The organism is Streptomyces sp. NPDC033136 (genome assembly GCF_055578235.1).
This window is the reverse complement of the sequence record NZ_JBVIPD010000003.1, coordinates 24,405-45,129: the sequence shown is the minus strand read 5'-3', so window position 1 is coordinate 45,129 and position 20,725 is coordinate 24,405. Positions and strand designations below refer to the sequence as shown.

The following is a 20,725-nucleotide window of genomic DNA, read 5'->3' as shown; positions in this document are numbered from 1 at the left end:
TCGGGTCGGCCGACGCCGCGGCACGGGCGAGGCGTTCCGCCGGACGACGCCGCCGGGCGTGGGCGCAGGGGTGATCTCGGAGCTCAGGCGCTCCGCTGGGTGTCGATCTCGGCGATGAGCGCCTCGATGCGGGTTCTGATCGCGTCGCGGATGGGGCGGACGGCCTCGACGCCCTTGCCCGCGGGGTCTTCCAGGGCCCAGTCGAGGTACTTCTTGCCGGGGAAGACCGGGCAGGCGTCGCCGCAGCCCATGGTGATGACGTAGTCGGAGGCCTGGACCGCCTCGGTGGTCAGAACCTTCGGCTGGGCCGCGGAGATGTCGACGCCGACTTCCTCCATCGCCTCGACGGCGGCCGGGTTGACCTGGTCGCCGGGAACGGAGCCGGCGGAGCGGACCTCGATCCGGTCGCCCGCGAGGTGGTGGAGGAAACCGGCGGCCATCTGCGAGCGGCCGGCGTTGTGGACGCAGACGAACAGCACGGAGGCGAGCGGAGCGGAGGACATGCGTTCTTCCTTCACAAGATGAGTGGCAAGGGGTGCCGGGGGCTCAGGTGCTCGCCGGGCCGGCGGGCAGGCCGGCGATGAGCCGGCTGATCCGGTCGCGGGTTTCACGAACGACGGCGACGGCTGCGCGGCGGTCGGCGTCCCGGGGAGCGCGGCCTCCGCCTCGGTCGGCGCTTGTGCGACGTACGGCTCGACCTCGGCGTCCGGACGGGTGTCCGTGGGACGAGACCAGGACGCGGTCGGCGGCCCGGTGCTCAGGCGGTGCGGGAGCGAGCGGCGAGCGGCCTGCGCGCTGGGCGGCACGCCGGTCACCGCCGGCGGCCAGGCGCTCGGCAGGGAGGGCGGGCGGTGAGGAGGAGGCGGACATGGGAGACCCTTCCGACGGGCCTGCGGGTCAGCCCGGGCTGGTGTCAGCCCGAGGTGATGTGACAGTATCAGCCCATGCTGACGTCAGTCGACAATGAACTGATCCGGGTGCTGGCCGACCCGCTCAGGCTCCGGATCGTCACCCTGCTGGCCCGCGAGACGCTGTGCACCACGCACCTGGTCGAGGAGACGGGCGCCAAGCAGACGAACTTGTCCAATCACCTGAAGGTGCTGCGCGAGGCCGGCGTGGTGGAGACCGAGCCGTGCGGCCGGTTCACGTACTACCGCCTCCGGCCCGAGGTCATCGAGACACTCGCCGGCCAGTTCACCGATCTCGCCGCCTCCGCCCGCGCGAACGCCGACACGAAGAGGGCCTGCCCGTGACCCGCATCGACGCACCGGCGCCCGCCACCGAGGACGCCTCGGTCGTCGCCAAGCTCTCCACGCTCGACCGCTACCTGGCCGTGTGGATCCTCATAGCCATGGCCGCCGGCCTCGGGCTCGGGCGGGTGATCCCCGGATTGAACGACGCGCTGGCGAAGGTGGAGATCGGCGGCGTCTCCCTGCCGATCGCCATCGGTCTGCTGGTCATGATGTACCCGGTCCTGGCGAAGGTCCGCTACGACAAGCTCGACGCGGTCACCGGCGACCGGAAGCTGATGATCTCCTCGCTGGTCGTCAACTGGCTCGTCGGCCCCGCGGTGATGTTCGCGCTGGCGTGGACCTTCCTGCCGGACCTGCCCGAGTACCGCACGGGGCTGATCATCGTCGGCCTGGCCCGCTGCATCGCCATGGTCATCATCTGGAACGACCTCGCTTGTGGCGACCGCGAAGCCGCCGCCGTCCTCGTCGCCCTCAACAGCGTCTTCCAGGTCCTCGCCTTCGGCCTGCTGGGCTGGTTCTACCTCGACCTGCTGCCCGGCTGGCTCGGCCTCGGTGACGGTGAGCACCTCGACATCTCGATGGGGAAGATCGCCCTGAACGTCGTCATCTTCCTCGGCGTCCCGCTGCTGGCCGGGTTCCTCACCCGCCGCATCGGCGAGACCCGGCTCGGCCGGGAGGCGTACGAGTCGACGTTCCTGCCCAGGATCGGACCGTGGGCGCTGTACGGGCTGCTGTTCACGATCGTCATCCTCTTCGCCCTGCAGGGAAAGACCATCACCTCGCAGCCGCTGGACGTGGCCCGCATCGCACTGCCGCTGCTGGTGTACTTCGCGGTGATGTGGTTCGGCACCTTCGCCCTCGGCAAGGCGGTCGGCCTCGCCTACGACCGCACCGCCACGCTCGCCTTCACCGCCGCGGGCAACAACTTCGAACTCGCCATCGCGGTCGCCATCGCCACCTTCGGCGTCACCTCCGGCCAGGCCCTGTCCGGCGTCGTCGGTCCTCTCATCGAGGTCCCGGTCCTCGTCGCCCTGGTCTACGTCTCGCTTGCCTGGCGGCGGAAGTTCACTTCCGTCCGACCGGGTTCATGACGCAGCACACGGATGTGGTGGTGGCCGGCGGCGGCCAGGCTGGGCTCGCCGCCGGCTACCACCTCCACCGTCAGGGCCTCGGCTTCGTCGTCCTGGATGCCGGCGCCGCGCCGGGTGGCGCCTGGCAGCACATGTGGGACTCGCTGCACCTGTTCTCCCCGGCGCGGTACTCCTCGCTGCCCGGTCGGCTCATGCCCGCACAGCCCGGCCGGAGCTACCCGGACGCCGGGCACGTGGTGGACTACCTCGCCGACTACGAGAAGCGCTACGACCTGCCCGTCCAGCACGGCACCCGCGTCGTCGCCGTACGCCGTGACGGCGACCGGCTCCTCGTCGAGGCGGATTCCGGCACCTGGCGGGCCCGGGCGGTCATCAGTGCCACCGGTACCTGGTCGCGTCCCTTTCTCCCCGCCGTCGCGGGCCGAGGAGTCTTCGCCGGACGGCAACTGCACACGGTGCACTACCGCCGCCCGGCCGACTTCACGGGGCAGCGTGTCATCGTGGCCGGCGGCGGGAACTCCGGCGCCCAGATCGCGGCCGACCTCGCCCTGGACGGCAGTGTCGAGCTGACCTGGGCCACCCAGCGCCCGCCTCGCTTCCTCGCTGACGACATCGACGGCCGTGTCCTGTTCGACGTTGCCACCGCACGCCGCCGCGCCCTCGACGAAGGCGGCACCGACACCGGCGGAGTGGCCTCACTCGGCGACATCGTCGCCGTCCCGTCCGTCCGCGCCGCCCGCGACGCCGGACTCCTCGACGCCGAGCCGATGTTCTCCCGCCTCACCGCCGACGGCGTGCAGTGGGCCGATGGCGTGCACGAGCGCGCGGACGCGGTCATCTGGTGCACCGGCTTCCGGCCCGCGCTGGCCCACCTGGCACCGCTGAACCTGCGCGGCCCCCGCGGGCACATCGCGACCCACGGCACGCGCGCCCTCGGCGAACCCCGGCTGCACCTTCTCGGGTACGGAGACTGGACCGGGCCGGCCTCCGCGACCCTCATCGGCGTCGGCAGGCCGGCCCGCGACGCCGCCCGACAGATCGCGCGGCAGCTGCGCGCCTGACCCCGCGACCCCGCCCGTTCGGCATGCCGGAGGAGGCTTCGGCGAGCGGGTCTGCCGCCGCGTTGACGCAGGGGGAGCGGCGGTCAACCTCGCAGGTCGAGCAGGTCGGCCATGGCCGCCACCACGGACGGGGCGATCTGGTAGTACACCCAGGTGCCGCGCCGCTCCGAGGTCAGAAGGCCGGCCTCGCGCAGCTTCTTCAGATGGTGGGACACAGTGGGCTGGGAGACGCCGACATCGGCGATGTCGCACACGCACGCCTCTCCGCCCGGGTGAGAAGCGACCTTGGAGAACAGTCGCAGACGCACCGGGTCCGACAGCGCCTTGAACATCGCGGCCATCTTCTCGGAATCCGCCTGTGACAGCTCCCCGGCCGTGATCGGCGGACAGCACGGCACCGCACCGTCCTGCAGGATGGGCAGCTCCACAACCTCTGACTTCGACATGCGTCTATGTTGACACTCGTCGATGCGGGTGGCAAGCTCCCAAGGTATCGACAGGCATCGAAACAGCGCCGACGGCGCAGCCGGCCGACCGCCCGCGCCCACGCGGGCCGACCTCTTCGCCCACCTTGAGGAGACCGCGCACCATGAGCACCCAGCAGCTCCCCGTCATCGTCATCGGAGCCGGCCCCACCGGACTCGCTGCCGCCGCCCACCTCGTGGAGCGCGGCATCGAGCCCCTCGTCCTCGAAGCCGGCGACACGGCGGGCGCGGCCGTCCGGGAGTGGAACCACGTACGCCTCTTCTCGACGTGGGGCGAGGTCATCGACCCGGCCGCCCAGAAGCTGCTGGCTCCCACCGGCTGGACGCACCCCGACCCGGCGACGTATCCCACCGGCGGGGACTGGGCCGAGCAGTACCTGCAGCCGCTCGCCGAAGCCCTGGGCGACAGGGTCCGCTTCGGCGTCGCCGTCACCGGCGTCTCCCGGGCCGGCCGCGACCGGATCGTGGACGCCGACCGGGAGAGCCAGCCCTTCGCCGTGCACCTCTCCCACGCCGGCGGCCACGAGGAGCGCATCGTCGCCCGCGCGGTCATCGACGCCTCCGGTACCTGGTCCGGCCCGAGCCCGATGGGCGCCGACGGTCTTCCCGCCCTCGGCGAGAAGGCAGCCGCCGACCGCGTTTCGTACCGTGTTCCCGACCTCGGCGACCCCGCCGTACGGTCCCGCTACACGGGCAAGCGCACCGCCGTAGTCGGCGCGGGCGCCTCCGCCTTCACCACCCTCGCCCTCCTCGCCGACCTGGCGAAGGAGGAGGACGGTACGCACGCGGCGTGGATCCTTCGGCGCGGCATCGGCGCGAACACCTTCGGTGGCGGCGAGGCCGACCAGCTCCCCGCGCGCGGCGCGCTGGGTCTGCGCGCCAAGGCCGCCATCGAGGCCGGCCACGCGAGCGCGGTGACGGGCTTCCGCGTTCAGGCCGTCGAGCGCGACGGCGACCAGCTCGTCCTGCTCGCCGAGGACGGCCGCCGCCTGGACCCGGTCGACGAGGTCATCGTCCTGACCGGCTTCCGCCCCGACCTGTCCTTCCTCTCCGAGCTCCGCCTCCGCCTCGACGACCGCCTCCAGGCCCCCACGGCCCTGGCCCCGCTCATCGACCCCAACGTCCATTCCTGCGGCACGGTCTACCCGCACGGCGTCAATGCCCTCTCCCATCCCGAGCAGGACGTGTACCTCGTCGGCATGAAGTCCTACGGCCGCGCCCCGACCTTCCTGGCCCTGACCGGCTACGAGCAGGTCCGTTCCATCGCCGCCGCCATCGCAGGCGACCACGAGGCCGCCGAGCGTGTCGAACTCACACTCCCCGAGACGGGAGTCTGCGGCGGCGCGGGTCTCTTCGACGAGCCCGACGCCGCCGAGAGCGCTGAGGGCGGGGAGGGAGGCGGATGCTGCACCGTACCGGCCACCGTGCAGATCTCAGGCACCGCCCCGGCCGCGTCCGGCGGCTGCTGACACGCCAACCCGCCCCTTACAAAAAGGAGGTACGCCATGTCCCGCCTGCAACTCGCCCTGCGCGTTCCCGACCTCGACGCGTCCGTCGCCTTCTACAGCAGGCTCTTCGGCGCCGAGCCCGCCAAACTCCGCGACGGCTACGCCAACTTCGCCCTCACCGAGCCCCCGCTCAAGCTGGTTCTGATCGAGGGCACGGAGGGCGAGGCGACCCGCTTGGACCACCTCGGCGTCGAGGTCGGCAGCACCGAGGAGGTCCACACCGCCACCGCCCGTCTGAGCGAAGCCGGCCTGGCCACCGACGTGGAGAAGGACACCACCTGTTGCTACGCCCTCCAGGACAAGGTCTGGGTCCACGGCCCCGGCCAGGAGCCCTGGGAGGTCTATGTCGTCAAGGCCGACGCCGACACCCTGGCCAAACAGCAGGACAGCACCTGCTGCGAAGGCGCGGCCCCGACCGGCACCGACCCCAAGGAACCGGTCGCCGCGGGCGGCTGCTGCTGATCTCACCGCGGATCGGCCCCGCACCAGCGAGGCCGCGACCGGAACGGGGGACCGGTCACGGCCTCGCGCGGCGCTGTCCTCCCTGCGAGCGACCCGGATCACCAACGGGGGCACCGGGGCGAGGACACCGGCGCCCTTGCAGGCCCCGACACGTTGTTCGGGTGTCATGGCATCAGGGTCAGCACTACGACACCGGAACCGCTGTGGCGGAACCCTGGCCGTCGTCGCCGGCGAGAGTGCGCGCCGGGCGTCGCGACGCCGCGGAGATCCATCAGAAGCACCCTAATCCCAGTCGGACGGCGGCTGCTTGACCCTGCCGCCTGTGTGCGGCAGCTGCACGTAGTCCTCGGCGCCGGAGGGCAGGGCGGAAACGCACGCTGCTGAGCAGGCGTTGACCAGGAGAGGCAGGACATCGGCGGCCACCCGCAGGGAGATCCACACTTGGTGGAGCCCACCCTGCTTGATCGGCCGGTCGCAGACACCGCATCCACGGATGGCCGTGGTACCCCAGCGCCGGGCATCAAGCGCTGACAGGTCGAGATCAGCAACGGAGACTCGCGGCGGCTGTAGTCGAGGGAAGGGAGGACGGATCTTGTAGTTCCCGAACAGTGCGCGGGTGCTCACCGTGCTCCGGACCAGCATTGAGCATCTGGTGATCTCGTAGGGGAACCAGTGCAGCCGGACCACGCCGGAGGTCACCAAGGAAGCTGCAGCCGACGGTGGTCGGCGTGCCGGTGGTGAAGGCGGTGAGCGAACCGCTCAAGAAGGTTCCCTCACAGGGGTGCCGCCCGTAGTAGCCACTTTTTAGTGGGTACTTGGCGACGGTCAGCAGCCGGGTGACCCTGGTGGAGGGGGGCCGGAGGGCCGTCGGATCCCGGTGAGAGGTGGGTGACGAGGCGATGCGTCATGAGGCCGGCTGGGCCTCGGTGAGCCTCTCCAGACGGCGGTGGCCCCAATCGGAGAGGGGAGCCAGCGCCTCGGAGAGTTCTCGGCCGAACGCGGTCAAGGAATACGTGGTCTTCAGCGGAAGTACGTCGTGCACCTCCCGGTGCACCAGGCCGTCGGCCTCCATCTCGCGGAGTGCCTGAGTCAGCACCTTCTCGCTGAGACCCGGCACTTGCCGGCGCAGCTCGCCCGGGCGCTGCGGACCGGATTCCAGCAGCCACAGCAGAGCCGTCTTCCACTTTCCGTCGATCACCGCGATCGCGGCAGTGACACCACAGACATTCGGGTCCTGAGCACGACTGCGCGTCATTTCGCCCCATTCCTCACAAGTTGTCAATGCTCTTTGGGAGTTGAGAGATGTCCTCACACACCGAACAGTCTGCCGTCACCGTCCTCGGCTTGGGGCCGATGGGCCGATCTCTTGCGGGTGCCTTCCTGGATGCCGGCCTGCGAACCACGGTCTGGAACCGGACGCCGGGCCGGGACCGGGAGCTGGTCGCGCGGGGCGCGGTCAGCGCCCGGTCGGCCGAGGAAGCGGTTGCCGCGAGCAGGGTGATCGTGGTCTGCGTGGTGAACTACGACGCGATGGACGCCATCGTGAGGCGAGGGGTGGTCACGGGCGCGCTGAAGGGACGCACGGTGGTCAACCTGACCGCCGACACCCCGGACCGGGCCCGACATACCGCAGCGTGGGCGGCCGAGCACGGTATCCACTACCTGGACGGTGCGATCATGACGCCGACCACGACCATCGGAACCCCGGCCGCGGTGTTCATCCACAGCGGTCCGGAGGATCTCTACCGTGAGCACCAGCCCGTCCTGGAGGCGCTGGGCGGCACTCATACCCACCTCGGCGAGGAGATCGGCCGGGCGGCGGCATACGACATCGCGCTGCTCGACATCTTCTGGACGGCGATGGCGGGCTACATGCACGCCTTGGCCGTGGCTCGGGCCGAAGGCATCACCGCGTGGGAGCTGGCGCCCTTCGCCAAGGGGATCGGCGGCATCCTCCCGGCGATCTTCGAAGAGACCGCGAAGGAGGCCGACAGCGGCAGCTACTCGGGTGAGGACAACCCCATCACCTCGGCCGCGTCGTCCATGGCGCACATCATCCACACCTCCGAGGCGCATGGCATTGACGCGGGCGTGATGCGCGCGGCGGAAGGCATGGCCCGCAGAGCCATCGGACTGGGCCACGGCACCGACGGGTTCCTGCGGATCGCCGAGCTCTTGGGCCGTCGCCAGGAGGACCCCGCGGTCTGACCACCAGGTCCGGCAGCGTTTCAGCTGAGCCGTTCCCCGGACGGGATCACCGGCCCGGGTACTCCGGCGCTGTTGTTCCGCATCGACGCTCCGGTGTGTGGGGCCGAAGGCCGGGCATACGGGCTTCACCCGCTCTGAGAGGAGTTCGTTTCATGCTCGGCATAGTCGCGGCGGTGTTGTTCTTCTTCGCGTTTCTGATCAACGCGGCAGAGATCAGCACCAACGATGTGTTCTCTTCGACGAACGTCATGCTCCTGGGACTCATGTGTCTGGCTCTGCACATGGCCGGCGTCGGCACTGGCTGGGCCCGCAGACGCTGAGCCCATGCTCTGCGGGTCCGGTGAGCTGTCGCTTTGCCCGCCCTGTTCCAGGGCGGGGTGCGTTCTGGGCCATGGCGGCCGTAGCCGTGGCACGCACATCGACACCACGGCCGATGAGCTTCCAGGGCACCAAGTAGAGGGTGCGGCCAACCCCGTTGTTGTTTCTGACGGCCCATGGGGGCGGGTGGCTCGGCTGTTGCCACCCGCCCCCGAGTTTCGCTACCGCGATTCCCAACGGGGGCTTGTGGAGGGCGTGTTCACCTGTCGGCACTGGTTCCGCCGCCTGTGGATCCGCTGGGAGGCGCTCTCGGACGCGCGCTCATCTGCCGCCGGCTGGGCGACTGCACGCTCTGCCGGGCGAGGGCCGGCCAGTGGAGCGTGCTCTCATCGCGCCGCCGGACGGCCCCGGCACGGTCCGGCTGTACCGCGCGGACGACGGCAAGGAGCTCTTCACCACCGGCCTCGCGCGCACGCTCTCCTCGGCTGCCGTCGGTCCCGGCGGCAGCCTGCTCGCCTGTGCCCCGCCGACGGGCCGCTCCAGCTGTGGGACACCGTGGGCCGCGAGCGGCTGCCGGGGGCCTGCGAGAAGGCGGACAGAACAGTGTGCGGTACGGGCTCCGGCGTGGACGGCGGCGCACGCCTGCTGCGGTTCAGCGCGGACGGCAGGCGGCTGACCGCTGTCTACGGCACGAGGGCCCTGGTCTGGGACATCCGCGGCGGCCGCACGCTCGCCGACTTCAGCAGTGACGGGATCACCGGCTTCACCCAGGCCTCGAGCAGGTCGTCAACCCCGCAGCCGTGGACGCCCGGCCTCGTCGAGCACTTCGCCCGCATGGGCGCCGAACGCCGGACCGGTCGACGTGGCAATCGCACAGATCGCCCTCGCCGCCGTCCTGGCCCTGGTCTTCCTGCCACTGGGAGCGGCGAAGACCGCCGCGGTGCCGTTCATACGAGAGGCGGCGGCGCACCTCGGCATGCCCCCCGGGCCTGTACCGCGTCATCGGCGTACGCCGGCGCCGTCAGGGCCGGCCCGATCGCGGCGGACACCCCGAGCGGGGCGGGGCCAGTCCGAGCACCGGTCCCTGGCCCCGGCCACCTCCAGGGCGCCGGAGTGGCGGTCGGTTCCGCGTGACGGCCCGTGGTCCGCGCCCGTCTCGCGCGGGAGCTCGCCGACGCCTGACGGCTGTCTGCCGGAGCCCTTCCCTCACTTTCCGTGATCACCGAGCCATGCGCTGGTGTGGGCGAAGCGGCCCCCGGTGTTATTCAATGAGATGTGCGGTCAGGGATCTCGGGGCTCCGCCGCACGGGTCAGACTACGGCCCCGGCGCTGCGCCGGGGACTGCTGAGAGAGCCGCATGGACTCCACACCCCCGCCCTCGTCCTCTCCGGCGTTCGACCTGGTCAGTCGCGCCCTGGGACGCTACATCCCGCGCGGTGGATCGGCAGCGGCCGCCGGTCCTGCCGACGCGCAGGGCAACGGCACGACGTCCCAGCGGGTACCCGACGACCCGGCCGCCGTCCGTCAGGAGCAGATCCTTGGCGCGGTCATCCTGGACAGGGATCTGATCATCACCCGCTGCAATCTGGAAGCCCCCGTATTCGTGGGTCTGGACGTTGTGGCCGGGAGGCCGTTCGTCGACCTTCTGCCCCTCGGAGACGTACCGACGGTCACACGGCGGCTGCGGCAGGTCGTGGAGACCGGTGAGGCGCATGTCGCCCGGATCCAGCGCCTGCGGCGCGCTGACGGGTCGGAGCTGGTGGTCTCGATGAGTATCCTGCCCGCCGCGGCACCCGAGGAGGGCCTGACCGTCTCCGTGATCGCCATGGCGAGGAGGCTGCACCTTTACGCCGCCGAGACCGCGATCGGTACGTCACTGGACATCGGCGAGACCGCGCAGTCGCTGGCGGAGTCCCTGTTGGCCTGGGGAGATGTGGCCGCCGTCGACCTCGACTTCGCCGTGTGGACGGGTGAGGGCGTCACCGGGCGGGCGAAGGGGCGCATCCGGCTGCGGCGGGCGGCCCTGGTGCCGGACCGGGCGTGGCCCGAGGGCTACGTGACTCCGGGTGACGATCTTCCGGGCGACGCGAGTCACCTGCTGGCACAGGCGGTACTGCGGGACGACGCCCCGCAGACCATCGTCATACCCGACCGGGAGGCGGTCGAGCGGGTATTCGCCAGTCCGCGAGTTGTGCGTGCCCTGGTCCCCGGCGACCGGTCGGCGGGTGTGGCGTGCATACCGCTGGTCCTGGATTGCACGCCGCCCGTCGTCCTGGGCGTGGCGGAGGTCTGGCGGCGGACGGACCACCCCTTCCGCGACAGCGAGCTGTTCGACCTGCAGGAACTGGTGGCCAGGACCGCCCACCACGTCGATCTGGCGCGTCAGCACCAGCGCGAGCACACGCAGGTGCTGGCGTTGCAGCGCCGGCTGCTGCCCCGGGCCGGCGGCGACACCGTCCAGATCGCCAGCGTCTACCAGCCCGCCAGCCCCGACAGCGCGGGCGTCGGCGGCGACTGGGTGAACAGCTTTCCGCTGCCTGACGGCCGTACCGCGCTGGTGGTCGGTGACGTCGTCGGGCATGGCCTGGGAGCCGCGGCAACCATGGGGCAGCTGAGTATGGAGGCCCGCGCGTTGCTGTCCGCGGGACTCGCGCCCGACGAGGTGCTGGAGCACCTGGACGAGACCGTGACGCTGCTGGACGACGCCGAGTCCGGGCTGGCGGCCGGCTACAGCGCCCTCGGTTCGACTTGCTGCATCGCCCTCTACGACCCTGTCAGCCACCGCGTGACGCTGTCCAGCGCCGGCCACCTCCCCCCGGTCCTGGTCTCCCCGGACGGGCACGCGGGCCCGCTCCCGGTTCAGCCCCACCCCGGCCTCGGCGCCGAGTTCGCGCTGCGGGAGCCGTTCGACGTGCACACCTTCGACGCACCACCGGGCTCCCTGCTCGCCCTCTACACCGACGGCCTGGTGGAGGATCCGGCGGTGTCGATCGATGAGGGCATCGGCAGGCTGGCGGGCGTGGTGTCCACCGTGCACCCCTGGGATGCCCTGCAGCAGGCCGCACGGCACGTCGTCTCGGCGCTGGCACCCGCGCGCCAGCGCGACGATGTGACCCTGCTGCTCGCGCGGATGATCGGCTACCGCAAGGGAGACACCGCGACCTGGCGGCTGCCCGCCCGCCACGACGCCCCCGCCCGTGCCCGCGCGCAGGTCACCACACTGCTGAGGCGCTGGCGTACCAGGGACGACACCCGGGACACCGTGGTGATGCTGGTCAGCGAGCTGGTCACGAACGCGGTGCGCTTCGCCGCCGGTCCCATCACGGTACGGCTGATCAGGACCGGTCACGGCTTGCTGTGCGAGGTGGGCGACACAGGTCACGGCAGGCCGCGTCTGAGGCGGGGCGGCCTGCTCGACGACGGCGGTCGTGGGCTGAGCGTCGTGCACAGGCTCACCACGCGGTGGGGGGTGCGGTGGACGGACACCGGAAAGGTGATCTGGGCGGAAGTCGCCCGGTAGCGCGGCCACACGGTGCGGACCCGGCCCGCCCGCGTACGGGAGCTCGGCGAGAGCACGGGCGGCGTACGCGTCACCGCCGACGGCACGGATGCGCGTCAGCCACCGCCGTCGGTCCGGATGCGTCTCAGCCCCGCCGACGATACGAACGGGGCGTCAGCGCCCGCCGACGGAACGGACGGCCCCGCATTGGTACCGGCGGCATGACCGATGATGACGGCGGCCCATGTGCCGGACCGGTAACGGTGGCGCGGCCTCGCGCTACAGCCACTCGCCTTGCAGGGCGGTAGCGGTGAGGCCCGGTGCCGCCGCGTACAGAACGGCGCGATTGCCGGGCTTCTGCTGCCCGGCGTCATGCGCTCGCCTCAGGATGTCGAAGACGGCGGCGCCTCCGCGGTTGCCGCTGGTGTAGCTGTCCCGGCTGTGCTCCAGCAGCCCGGACGGCCACGCGTCGGGCATCGTGTGCTCCATGTACTCCAGCACCCGGGTGCCGCCGGGATGCGCGAGCAGAACGTCGGGGTGCCAAGAGTCGGGTTCGTCCTGGTAGCGCAGGCGCAGCCACTCCCACATCGCGGTGACCGTCTCCTGCACGGCGCGCGGCCCACGCCGGTCCATCACGAAGTGGGTGCCGTCCGCCCGTGTCTCCAGGCGGTGCAGGTCCTGGGTGCCGGGCAGGGTGTGGTGCCAGGCGGCGTCCAGCCGCACCACCGACTCGGGCCTCGGGCGGCCCGTGACCACGGCGGCGACCGCGGTGTCGGCAAACAACAACCGGACGATCAGAGACTCCAGGGTGTCGTCAGCGGGCTGGTAGGTCGTGCTCAGCGCCTCCGCGATGACGATCAGGACCACCCGGTCGGGGTCGGCGGCCACGAGATCCGCCGCCAGCGCCAGGGAGCGGGTCCCCGCGATACAGGCCCACTGCGTCGCGGGCAGCATCATCACGTCGCTGCGGAGCCGCAGCTTGTTGGCCAGGGCCATGTCCAGACCCGGCAACGCCGGGGTGGTGGAGTGACTGGTGATCAGGCAGTCGATGTCCGCGGCGTCCAGCCCGGCTATCTGCAGGGCCCCGCGTGCCGCGCGCTCCCCGTAGGACTGCACGGCCTCCCAGGCCGGCGCTGTGCGCTCCTGGATGGTCTGCGGCGCGGGTATGGTCTCGAGGGCGGCGATCACGCGGTTCACGTCGTGCTGGGTGAACCCGTCGCGTGCCAGCGCTTTTTGGGCCGGCTCGATGTCGACAGCCCGCAGGCCGCCGCCGTTGCCGGGCGCGACGGCGGACTCCAGCGGCAGCATCCATCCGCGGGTCTCGATGCCCGTACTGGCCGCGATGCCGTCGATCCGCGGCGCCCACGCCGCGTGCGGGTGCCGGTCGCTCACCTCGGCCACGATCTGGCTGGTCTTCACGGCGTGCTCGCCGTGTATCACGGCAGGAGGGCAGAGGTAAGCGGCCATAACGGGGCACCTTCCAAGGGGGAGGAGGGACTGGCGAGGGAACGTCACGAGTGCTGTGGCATGGGTCACTTCGGAACTTCGCACCCGGAGGACGCCGTTGGGATCCGGTTCGGGATGCGGTGTCCGTTTCGAGCATGGACGCCAAAGGGACATTTCCGCTGTGATGCAGGCAACTTAGGCGCCTTGGAGTTCGTGATACGGCACACACACCGAGGAATCAGGGTCCTCGAGGCGGTACCTCAGCCCCATCTGACTCACTGCCAGCCAGGTGGTTGCCTGGTCGTTCCGAGGGGTCGGTCCCCGGCGGTCCGACCCGGCGTTCGACTCCGGTGCGGGACTTCGAATCACTTTCGTTCGAACCACCTTCGCCGGGAGGAGAAGTTCAGGCCGCCGCCCGGCCCGGCCGACGGTGGCGCGCTGATCTGCTGCCGCCCAGGCCCGCCCGGCTCGGACACGCGCGGCGGCGGCAACACGACCACCGACGCCCTCCACTTCGGCAAGCCCGTGATCCTGTCGACGCACAGCTCCACGGCGAGCTCGACCGGTTGCCCGGATGCGACCCTGCGGCGGGCCCTCGCCACGATCCGGCGGGCCGGCATCCTGAGCCACGACGACTCCGCGGTCGCGTGGGGGCGGCCGCCGGCGAACCAGGCACCGGGCGCCGATGCCGTCAGGTCAGCTGAGGCGGAGGGTCAAGCAGCCCGTGGACCGCGAACGTCGGCCATGTCTCAGCCGGTCCGTTCCGCTCCGCGGGCGAGGGCCGCGCCGAAAGCGGAGGGCCTCGTGATGGTCGGGAGCGACGAAAGCAGCTGGTGCGTCAGGCGCGTGGCCACCGCTCCGTACGCCACACCGCAGACAAGGGAGACCACCAGGGCCGCCACGGGGGAGTGGTCCCGCAGGTGCGGGTAGACCTGGAAGTGCGTCAGGTAGATGTACAGCGAACTGCCCGCCAGGATCCCCGCCAGCCGGTTGACCGGGTCGATGCTGGGCAGGGCCGGGACCCAGAGCAGCAGGACGAGGCCGACCACGACGATCGAGGTCCGCAGGGTCTGCTCGCCGGGGAACAGGCCTGGCACGGTGACCAGCGTGACGGCGGTGAGCAACAGGCGCTGTCCCCCCGTACGTGCCCGCGCCGCCGCCCAGCCCAGCGCGAACAGGAAGAAGACCACGGTGGGGCTCAGATGGGAGCGGACATGTGCGAGGCCCCAGGGGTCGTAGCGCCCGACCAGCCCCAGGGCGACCAGTGCCAGGGCGAAGCCGAACGGGTTGCGCCGCTCCGCGCGGTCCACCAGGGGGATCGCCAGGAGGACGGCCGACCCGGTCAGGAAGTAGACGAGTGCCTCGACGAACCAGTAGCGCCACTCAGGGTCGGAGTTGTCCTGTTCGAAGAGGCTGTTGGCCAGGACGACGTTGGCCAGGTCGTATTCGCGGGTCAGCAGCAGCGCGAAGGCGATCCACACCATGCTCGGTACGGCGATGCGCGCGATGCTTCGTCCCGCCCTCCGCAGGCGCTCCCGGCGTTCGCCGGCGGAGAGGTGGAAGCGTGCGAAGTTGTACCCGGCGACGCCGAGCAGGACGTGGGCGCCGCCTTGGAGGATGAAGGCCGGGATGTGTGAGCCGACGATGAGGACGATGCCGATCGCCCGCAGGGCGATGCCCGTCTCCAGGTTGCGCCGCAGCCTGCGCCGTGGGGTGGCCGGCGGTGCGAGCCGCCCGGCTCGGGGGGCCCGCAACTGCCGGATCGGCGTGGTGTGCCAGTCGGGGGGCAGCTCGCCCAGTGCCTCCTCCAGCCGCAGCGACATCTCGACGTACGAGAGTGAATCGCCGCCCAGGCTCACGAAGCTGCTGTCCTCGGTGACGTCGTTCCGGCCGAGGATCTCGGCGTAGAGGGCGCAGAGGCCGACGTCCCCGGGGCCGGGCATCGGCGTCTGTGCACCGCGCCCCAGCCGGCGTACGGCCTCGTAGTCGGGTTTGCCCGAGGCGAGCCGCGGAAGCTCGGACACCAGCCGCACGCGTATCAGGTGCGGCGGCAGACCGCAGCCGGCCGTCACGAGACGCCGGATCGCGGTCGCGTCGGCACCTTCCGTGCGGGCCGCGATGACGGACAGCGCGTCGTCATCGCCCGCGCACGCGGCATGTATGCCGTGCCCCTCCAGGACCGACTCGACGCCGTGCGGGTCTATGCGCAGACCGAGGATCTTGATGAATCGGCTGCGGCGGCCCACTATCTCGTACAGCCCGTCGGGGGCGCGCCGGGCGATGTCCCCGGTGTGCAGTTCCGACACGGTGCGGCCGAGGCCGAGGTCTTCCGGTGTCTCGGCGTAGCCGAGCATGACGTTGGGGCCCGAGTAGACCAGTTCGCCGGTGTCGGGTGCGTCGACGCCGTCGACCGGTTGCAGCCGGAAGGAGCCGCCGGGGATCGGAACGCCCACCGCCTGCGGGCGCTCGGGGGCGAGTTCCGGGGGCAGGTAGCCCATACGGGCCGTCGCCTCGGTCTGCCCGTACATCACGAACAGGTCCCAGCCGCCACGTCGGCCCAACTCGGCGTACCGGGTGACCCGTTCGGGTGCCAGGCGGCCTCCGGCCTGGGTGATGCAGCGCAGGTGAGGCAGCCGCATCTGCTCAAAGCCGACCCGGTCGAGCAGGTCGAAGGTGTACGGCACCCCGGCGAACGACGTGCCGTGGGCGGTGCGGAACTCCTCCCAGAAGGCGGCGTCGGCGACCGACCGTTCGGTGAGGATCAGTCCGGCCCCGCGCAGCAGGTGGCTGTGGATGACGGACAGGCCGTAGCAGTAGTGCATGGGCAGGGTGGTGGCCGCGCGGTCGGTCCTGCGGATGCCGAGGTAGGTGGCGATGGACTCGGCGTTGGCCTGGAGATTGTCGTGCGAGAGCCGGACCAGCTTGGGTGAGCCGGTCGAACCGGAGGTGCTCAGCAGCAGCGCGAGATCCGGGTGAAGGGTGTGGGCACTCCCACGGCGCCGTTCGTCGAGGATCCAGGTGCCGTGGTCGTCCGGGCGGGCGATGACATCCGGGTCGTACGCGGCGGTCAGGGCGTCGATCGTGCCGGTGCTGTCGTCGGTACCGTCACCGGTGCTGTCGCCGGGAACGAGCAGGACGGGGTGGCCGGAGGCTAGGGCCGCGAGGTGGACCACCAGAGCGTCGGCACGGTTGGCGCCGGCCAGCAGGACGAGGCGGCGCTCCGGTCCGAGGCGTTCGGCGGTGGCGGCGACCCGCTCGGCGAGCGCGCGGTAGGTGACTTCACCAGATGGCGTGATCAGCGCGGCGTGATCGCCGTGAGAGGCGAGATGACGTGCGAACAACACCCCCCGCTCCCGCGCGGGCGGCGGTGGAGACGAAACGGGGGCAAAACGTGGAACAGGCCTGGTGAACAGGGCCGAGGCAGGTCGAGGAGAGTTGTTCACGGGCGCGCGACCTTTCTGCGGCAGCGTCCGCAAATAGCACAGATCCCTTGACGGTTAGGCAAGCTTTACCTTATTCATAGCATGTCCCTAGCTGGCTTGAAAGCATCGCTTCGCCCGCTCGCTGGAACGACGCCGCGACCCCGCGGCGTGCCGGCGAGCCCCCAAGGAAGGCACACCACATGCGACGCCCCTCGGCTCGCCGGATCACCGCACTGCTCGCGGCCGGCCTGCTTCTCCCTGTCCTCGCCGCCTGCGGCTCCGGCGACGGCAAGGGCGGCTCGGCGGAAGGCGGTGACTCCGCCCTCGTCATCTACTCCGGGCGCAACGAAAAGCTGGTCAAGCCGATCCTCGACAAGCTGGAGAAGGCCGTCGGCACCAAGGTCGAGGTGCGCTACGGCGACAGCGCCGAACTGGCCGCGCAGATCCTGGAAGAGGGCGACCGCACCAAGGCCGGCCTGTTCCTCTCCCAGGACGCCGGCGCCCTGGGGGCCCTGTCCAAGGAGGGCATGCTCACGAAGTTGCCGCAGTCGAGCCTCGACGAGGTGGAGGAGGCCTACCGCGGCGGGGCGGGCGACTGGGTGGGCCTGTCGGGGCGGGTGCGCGTCATCGCCTACAACCCGGACCAGGTCGCCGAGGACAAGGTCCCGGACCGTGTGCTCGACGTGGTGAAGCCCGAGTGGAAGGGCGAGGTCGGCTTCGCACCCACCAACGCCTCCTTCCAGGCCTTCGTCACCGGCATGCGCGTCCTGGAGGGCGATGACGCCACCCGCGAATGGCTCAAGGGCCTGAAGGCCAACGGGAAGGTCTACACCAACAACCTCGCCACCCTCGACGCCGTCGAGTCCGGTGAGGTCTCCCTCGGCCTGGTCAACCACTACTACTGGTACGAGCGGGTCGCCGAGAAGGGCGAGGACAAGGTCAACGCCAAGCTCAACTTCCTGCCCGGCAAGGACCCGGGCGCGCTCATCAACGTCGCCGGCGTCGGCATCCTCAAGGACAGCGGCCAGACTGAGACCGCCCAGAAGGCCGTCGACTACCTGCTGTCCAAGGAGGCGCAGACCTACTTCGCGGACAAGACGAAGGAGTACCCGCTGGCCGCGGGCGTCACCAGCAACGTCGAAGACCTGCCGCCGCTCGACTCCCTGGAAGCCCCCGACATCGACCTGGGCAAGCTCGAATCCCTCCAGGAGACGCTGGCCATGCTCCAGGACGTCGGACTGGTCTGAGAGTCCGGGAAGCGTGAGAAGACCAACGGAAACCGTGAGCCCGACGTGACCACAACGGCATCCGGAGGCCGCCCGGCCGGAGCACCCGCTCCCGCCGGGCGCCGGCGCGTCCGTACGGCACACGGGGCACCACGCGCCGGCCGCAGACCCCCGTGGATCCTGCTCGTCCCCGCCTGTGTCGCCGCCCTGTTCGCCCTGCTGCCCCTCGGCTACCTCACGGTCCGCGCCTTCGCCCGCGGGCCGCGCTACGCCTGGGACGTCGTAGCCGACGAACGCACACTCCAACTCCTCGCCCGCAGCCTCGGCCTGACGGCCGTCGTCGTGGCGGCCTGCCTGGTGCTCGGCATCTCCCTGGCCTGGCTGACCGTCCGCACCGCCCTGCCCGGGGCACGCACTTGGTCGGTGCTGGTCACCCTGCCGCTCGCCGTGCCCAGCTACGTCGCCGCCTTCGCCTGGCTGGCCGCCGCACCGCGAACCGCCGGATTCGCGGGGGCCGCGCTCGCCCTGACCCTGGTCAGCTTCCCCTACGTGCACCTGCCGGTCGCCGCCGCGCTGCGCGGCATCGACCCGGCGCAGGAGGAGGCCGCACGCTCCCTCGGACACGGACCGGTGCGCACCTTCCTGAGAGTCACACTGCCCCAGCTGCGCCCGTCCGCCGCAGGCGGAGCACTGCTCGTCGCGCTGTACGTGCTGTCAGACTTCGGCGCCGTCTCGCTGATGCGCTACGACACGTTCACCCGGGCCATCCACACCTCCTACCGCGCATCCTTCGACCGCACCCCGGCCGCCGCCCTCAGCGTCGTGCTGGTGGTGATGACGGTGGCACTGGTCGCCGCCGAGGCCCGCACCCGCGGGCGCGCGGGCCATGCCAGGACCGGCGGCGGCACCGCCCGCCCGGTCGTCGCGGTGCCCCTGGGACGCTGGCGGATTTCCGCCCTCGCCTGGTGCGCCACGCTGGTGGCCGCCGCCGTGGCCTTCCCGCTCGGCACCCTCGGCTACTGGCTCTCTGTCGGAAACTCGGCAACGTGGGACCTCGGCGGACTCGCCGAGGCCGCCTGGGTCACTCTCGGCGTCGCCGCCGCGGGAGCCGCCCTCACCACGCTGCTGGCGCTGCCCGTCGGCGTGATCGCCGCACGTTACCGGGGACGCGGAACCGCGCTGCTGGAACAGGCCGCCTACGCCGGCCACGCACTGCCCGGCATCACCGTCGCGCTCTCCCTCGTCTTCTTCGCGGTGCGCTACGCCTACCCGCTCTACCAGCAGCTCCCCCTGCTGATCTGCGCCTACGCCGTGCTGTTCCTGCCGGTGGCCGTCGCCGCCACCCGCGCCGCCGTCCTGCAGGCGCCACCCGTACTCGAGGACATGGCCCGTTCGCTGGGCCGCTCGCCCCTGCGGGTGCTGCGCGAGGTGACCGTGCCGCTGGCCGCACCGGGTGTGGCGGCCGGCGCCGCGCTCACCTTCGTGGTCTGCATGAAGGAACTGCCGGCCACCCTGTTGCTGCGCCCCACCGGCATGGACACCCTGGCCACCCGGCTGTGGACCGAGACCGGGGCCGGCTCCTTCGCCGCCGCCGCACCCTACGCCGCGGCCCTCATCCTCCTGGCCGCCGTCCCCTCCTACCTCCTGGGCAGGCACCGCACATGACCGACCGCCACAACGAGCTCCGCGTCGAGCAGCTCACCAAGACCTACGGCCCGGAAGCCCCCGTTCTCCGAGGTGTGGACCTCACCGTGCCGGGCGGGACACTGGCCGCCGTGCTCGGACCTTCGGGCTGCGGAAAGACCACCCTGCTCCGCATCGTCGCCGGGTTCCTGCGTGCCGACGCGGGCACCGTCGCACTCGACGGACGCACGGTCGCGGGTCCCGCCGTCCATCTGCCGCCGGAACGGCGCCGCATCGGAATCGTGCCGCAGGAAGGCGCCCTCTTCCCCCACCTGAGCGTGGCCCGCAACGTGGCCTTCGGCCTGACCGGCCTCGACCGCGGCGAGCGGTGCCGCCGGACGCAGGACATGCTCGACCTCGTGGGACTGGCCGGATACGGCGACCGCATGCCGCACGAACTGTCCGGCGGGCAGCAGCAGCGCATCGCCCTGGCCCGGGCACTGGCCCCACGCCCCGCACTCGTCCTGCTCGACGAACCGTTCAACGCCCTCGACAGCGCGCTGCGCGTCGGAGTCCGGGCGGATGTGCGAGCCGCGTTGCGAGCGACAGGGGCCACGGCACTGCTGGTCACCCACGACCAGCAGGAAGCCCTGTCCACCGCCGACCTCGTCGCCGTCGTACGGCAGGGCCGCATCGCCCAGTGCGACACCCCTCACGACCTCTACCGGCGCCCCGCCGACCCCTGGGTCGCCGGCTTCGTCGGCGACGCCGTACTGGTCCCCGGAGAGGTGCGCGGCGGTGGCTCCACGGCCACCACACCGCTGGGCACCGTGACGCTGGCCGCACCACCACAAGGCCGCAGCACGGGCACGGTCGTACTGCGCCCCGAGCAACTGCGACTGACCGACGCGAGCACGGAGGAGGGCGTGCGCGGCACGGTCCGGGACGTCTTCTACTACGGCCATGACGCCAAGGTGACCGTGGCGATACAGGGCCTCGACGCCCCCGTCGACGTTCGCGTGGCGGGCCCCCTGGCGATAGTCCCCGGCCAGGAAACCGCGATCCGCGTGACCGGCGAGGCGACACTGCACCCGTAGCCCCTGCCGCGGCCGGAGACTCGGCA

Annotated in this window: 18 protein-coding genes; 12 read left to right on the top strand and 6 right to left on the bottom strand. The window is 71.3% G+C overall.

Annotated features, from left to right (window positions below; genetic code table 11):
• Positions 1-83: 83 nt before the first annotated feature.
• On the bottom strand, positions 84-503 hold the full coding sequence (locus ACZ5TL_RS05875; RefSeq protein ID WP_468588110.1) for an arsenate reductase ArsC: 420 nt from the start codon (positions 501-503) through the stop codon (positions 84-86).
• 217 nt (positions 504-720) lie between these two features.
• On the opposite strand from ACZ5TL_RS05875, the gene ACZ5TL_RS05870 reads away from it, so the two are divergent.
• From ACZ5TL_RS05870 to ACZ5TL_RS05855, 4 genes are all read left to right on the top strand, one after another.
• On the top strand, positions 721-855 hold the full coding sequence (locus ACZ5TL_RS05870) for a hypothetical protein (RefSeq protein ID WP_468588108.1): 135 nt from the start codon (positions 721-723) through the stop codon (positions 853-855).
• A gap of 89 nt (positions 856-944) precedes the next feature.
• Entirely contained in the window at positions 945-1,253 is a 309-nt protein-coding gene (locus tag ACZ5TL_RS05865; RefSeq protein ID WP_468588106.1) for an ArsR/SmtB family transcription factor, read from the top strand.
• Positions 1,250-2,344 (top strand): ACR3 family arsenite efflux transporter, encoded by a 1,095-nt coding sequence (arsB, locus tag ACZ5TL_RS05860; protein ID WP_468588104.1) that lies wholly within the window; start codon positions 1,250-1,252, stop codon positions 2,342-2,344. Before ACZ5TL_RS05865 ends, arsB begins: the two co-directional genes overlap by 4 nt.
• A complete protein-coding gene (locus ACZ5TL_RS05855) occupies positions 2,341-3,405 on the top strand; it encodes an ArsO family NAD(P)H-dependent flavin-containing monooxygenase (protein WP_468588102.1) in 1,065 nt (354 codons plus the stop codon). The genes arsB and ACZ5TL_RS05855 overlap by 4 nt, the downstream gene beginning before the upstream one ends.
• A gap of 83 nt (positions 3,406-3,488) precedes the next feature.
• Here the strand turns inward: ACZ5TL_RS05855 and ACZ5TL_RS05850 are convergent, their stop codons facing one another.
• Complete coding sequence (locus tag ACZ5TL_RS05850) at positions 3,489-3,851, bottom strand: ArsR/SmtB family transcription factor (RefSeq protein ID WP_468588100.1); 363 nt, start codon at positions 3,849-3,851, stop codon at positions 3,489-3,491.
• Between the two features lie 143 nt (positions 3,852-3,994).
• Here ACZ5TL_RS05850 and ACZ5TL_RS05845 point away from each other — a divergent pair, with 143 nt between their 5' ends.
• Together ACZ5TL_RS05845 and ACZ5TL_RS05840 are read left to right on the top strand one after the other, a co-directional pair.
• Positions 3,995-5,359 carry an NAD(P)-binding domain-containing protein gene (locus tag ACZ5TL_RS05845; protein ID WP_468588098.1) on the top strand — a complete coding sequence of 455 codons (1,365 nt, stop codon included), beginning with the start codon at positions 3,995-3,997 and terminating at the stop codon, positions 5,357-5,359.
• Positions 5,360-5,395: 36 nt separating this feature from the next.
• Positions 5,396-5,860, top strand: a complete 465-nt coding sequence (locus ACZ5TL_RS05840; protein WP_468588096.1) for an ArsI/CadI family heavy metal resistance metalloenzyme — start codon at positions 5,396-5,398, stop codon at positions 5,858-5,860.
• Positions 5,861-6,142: 282 nt separating this feature from the next.
• On the opposite strand, the gene ACZ5TL_RS05835 is transcribed toward ACZ5TL_RS05840, so the two are convergent.
• Together ACZ5TL_RS05835 and ACZ5TL_RS05830 are read right to left on the bottom strand one after the other, a co-directional pair.
• Positions 6,143-6,301, bottom strand: coding sequence for a hypothetical protein (locus ACZ5TL_RS05835; protein ID WP_468588094.1), 159 nt, complete (start codon positions 6,299-6,301; stop codon positions 6,143-6,145).
• 463 nt (positions 6,302-6,764) lie between these two features.
• A complete protein-coding gene (locus ACZ5TL_RS05830) occupies positions 6,765-7,115 on the bottom strand; it encodes a winged helix-turn-helix transcriptional regulator (protein WP_468588092.1) in 351 nt (116 codons plus the stop codon).
• Positions 7,116-7,162: 47 nt separating this feature from the next.
• On the opposite strand from ACZ5TL_RS05830, the gene ACZ5TL_RS05825 reads away from it, so the two are divergent.
• From ACZ5TL_RS05825 to ACZ5TL_RS05815, 3 genes are all read left to right on the top strand, one after another.
• Entirely contained in the window at positions 7,163-8,068 is a 906-nt protein-coding gene (locus tag ACZ5TL_RS05825; protein ID WP_468588090.1) for an NAD(P)-dependent oxidoreductase, read from the top strand.
• Between the two features lie 152 nt (positions 8,069-8,220).
• A complete protein-coding gene (locus tag ACZ5TL_RS05820) occupies positions 8,221-8,388 on the top strand; it encodes a hypothetical protein (protein ID WP_468588088.1) in 168 nt (55 codons plus the stop codon).
• Positions 8,389-9,743: 1,355 nt separating this feature from the next.
• Entirely contained in the window at positions 9,744-11,906 is a 2,163-nt protein-coding gene (locus ACZ5TL_RS05815) for an ATP-binding SpoIIE family protein phosphatase (RefSeq protein ID WP_468588086.1), read from the top strand.
• Positions 11,907-12,164: 258 nt separating this feature from the next.
• Here ACZ5TL_RS05815 and ACZ5TL_RS05810 read toward each other — a convergent pair whose 3' ends face one another.
• Both ACZ5TL_RS05810 and ACZ5TL_RS05805 read right to left on the bottom strand, forming a co-directional pair.
• Entirely contained in the window at positions 12,165-13,352 is a 1,188-nt protein-coding gene (locus ACZ5TL_RS05810; RefSeq protein ID WP_468588084.1) for a beta-ketoacyl-[acyl-carrier-protein] synthase family protein, read from the bottom strand.
• Between the two features lie 728 nt (positions 13,353-14,080).
• Positions 14,081-16,675, bottom strand: coding sequence for an AMP-binding protein (locus tag ACZ5TL_RS05805; RefSeq protein ID WP_468588082.1), 2,595 nt, complete (start codon positions 16,673-16,675; stop codon positions 14,081-14,083).
• A gap of 278 nt (positions 16,676-16,953) precedes the next feature.
• Here ACZ5TL_RS05805 and ACZ5TL_RS05800 point away from each other — a divergent pair, with 278 nt between their 5' ends.
• The 3 genes from ACZ5TL_RS05800 to ACZ5TL_RS05790 are packed head-to-tail and all read left to right on the top strand — an operon-like array spanning position 16,954 to position 20,699.
• Entirely contained in the window at positions 16,954-18,000 is a 1,047-nt protein-coding gene (locus ACZ5TL_RS05800; protein WP_468588080.1) for an iron ABC transporter substrate-binding protein, read from the top strand.
• Positions 18,001-18,045: 45 nt separating this feature from the next.
• Complete coding sequence (locus tag ACZ5TL_RS05795; protein WP_468588078.1) at positions 18,046-19,644, top strand: ABC transporter permease; 1,599 nt, start codon at positions 18,046-18,048, stop codon at positions 19,642-19,644.
• Positions 19,641-20,699: an ABC transporter ATP-binding protein gene (locus ACZ5TL_RS05790; RefSeq protein WP_468588076.1), complete on the top strand. Its 1,059-nt coding sequence runs from the start codon at positions 19,641-19,643 to the stop codon at positions 20,697-20,699. Before ACZ5TL_RS05795 ends, ACZ5TL_RS05790 begins: the two co-directional genes overlap by 4 nt.
• Positions 20,700-20,725 lie beyond the last annotated feature (26 nt).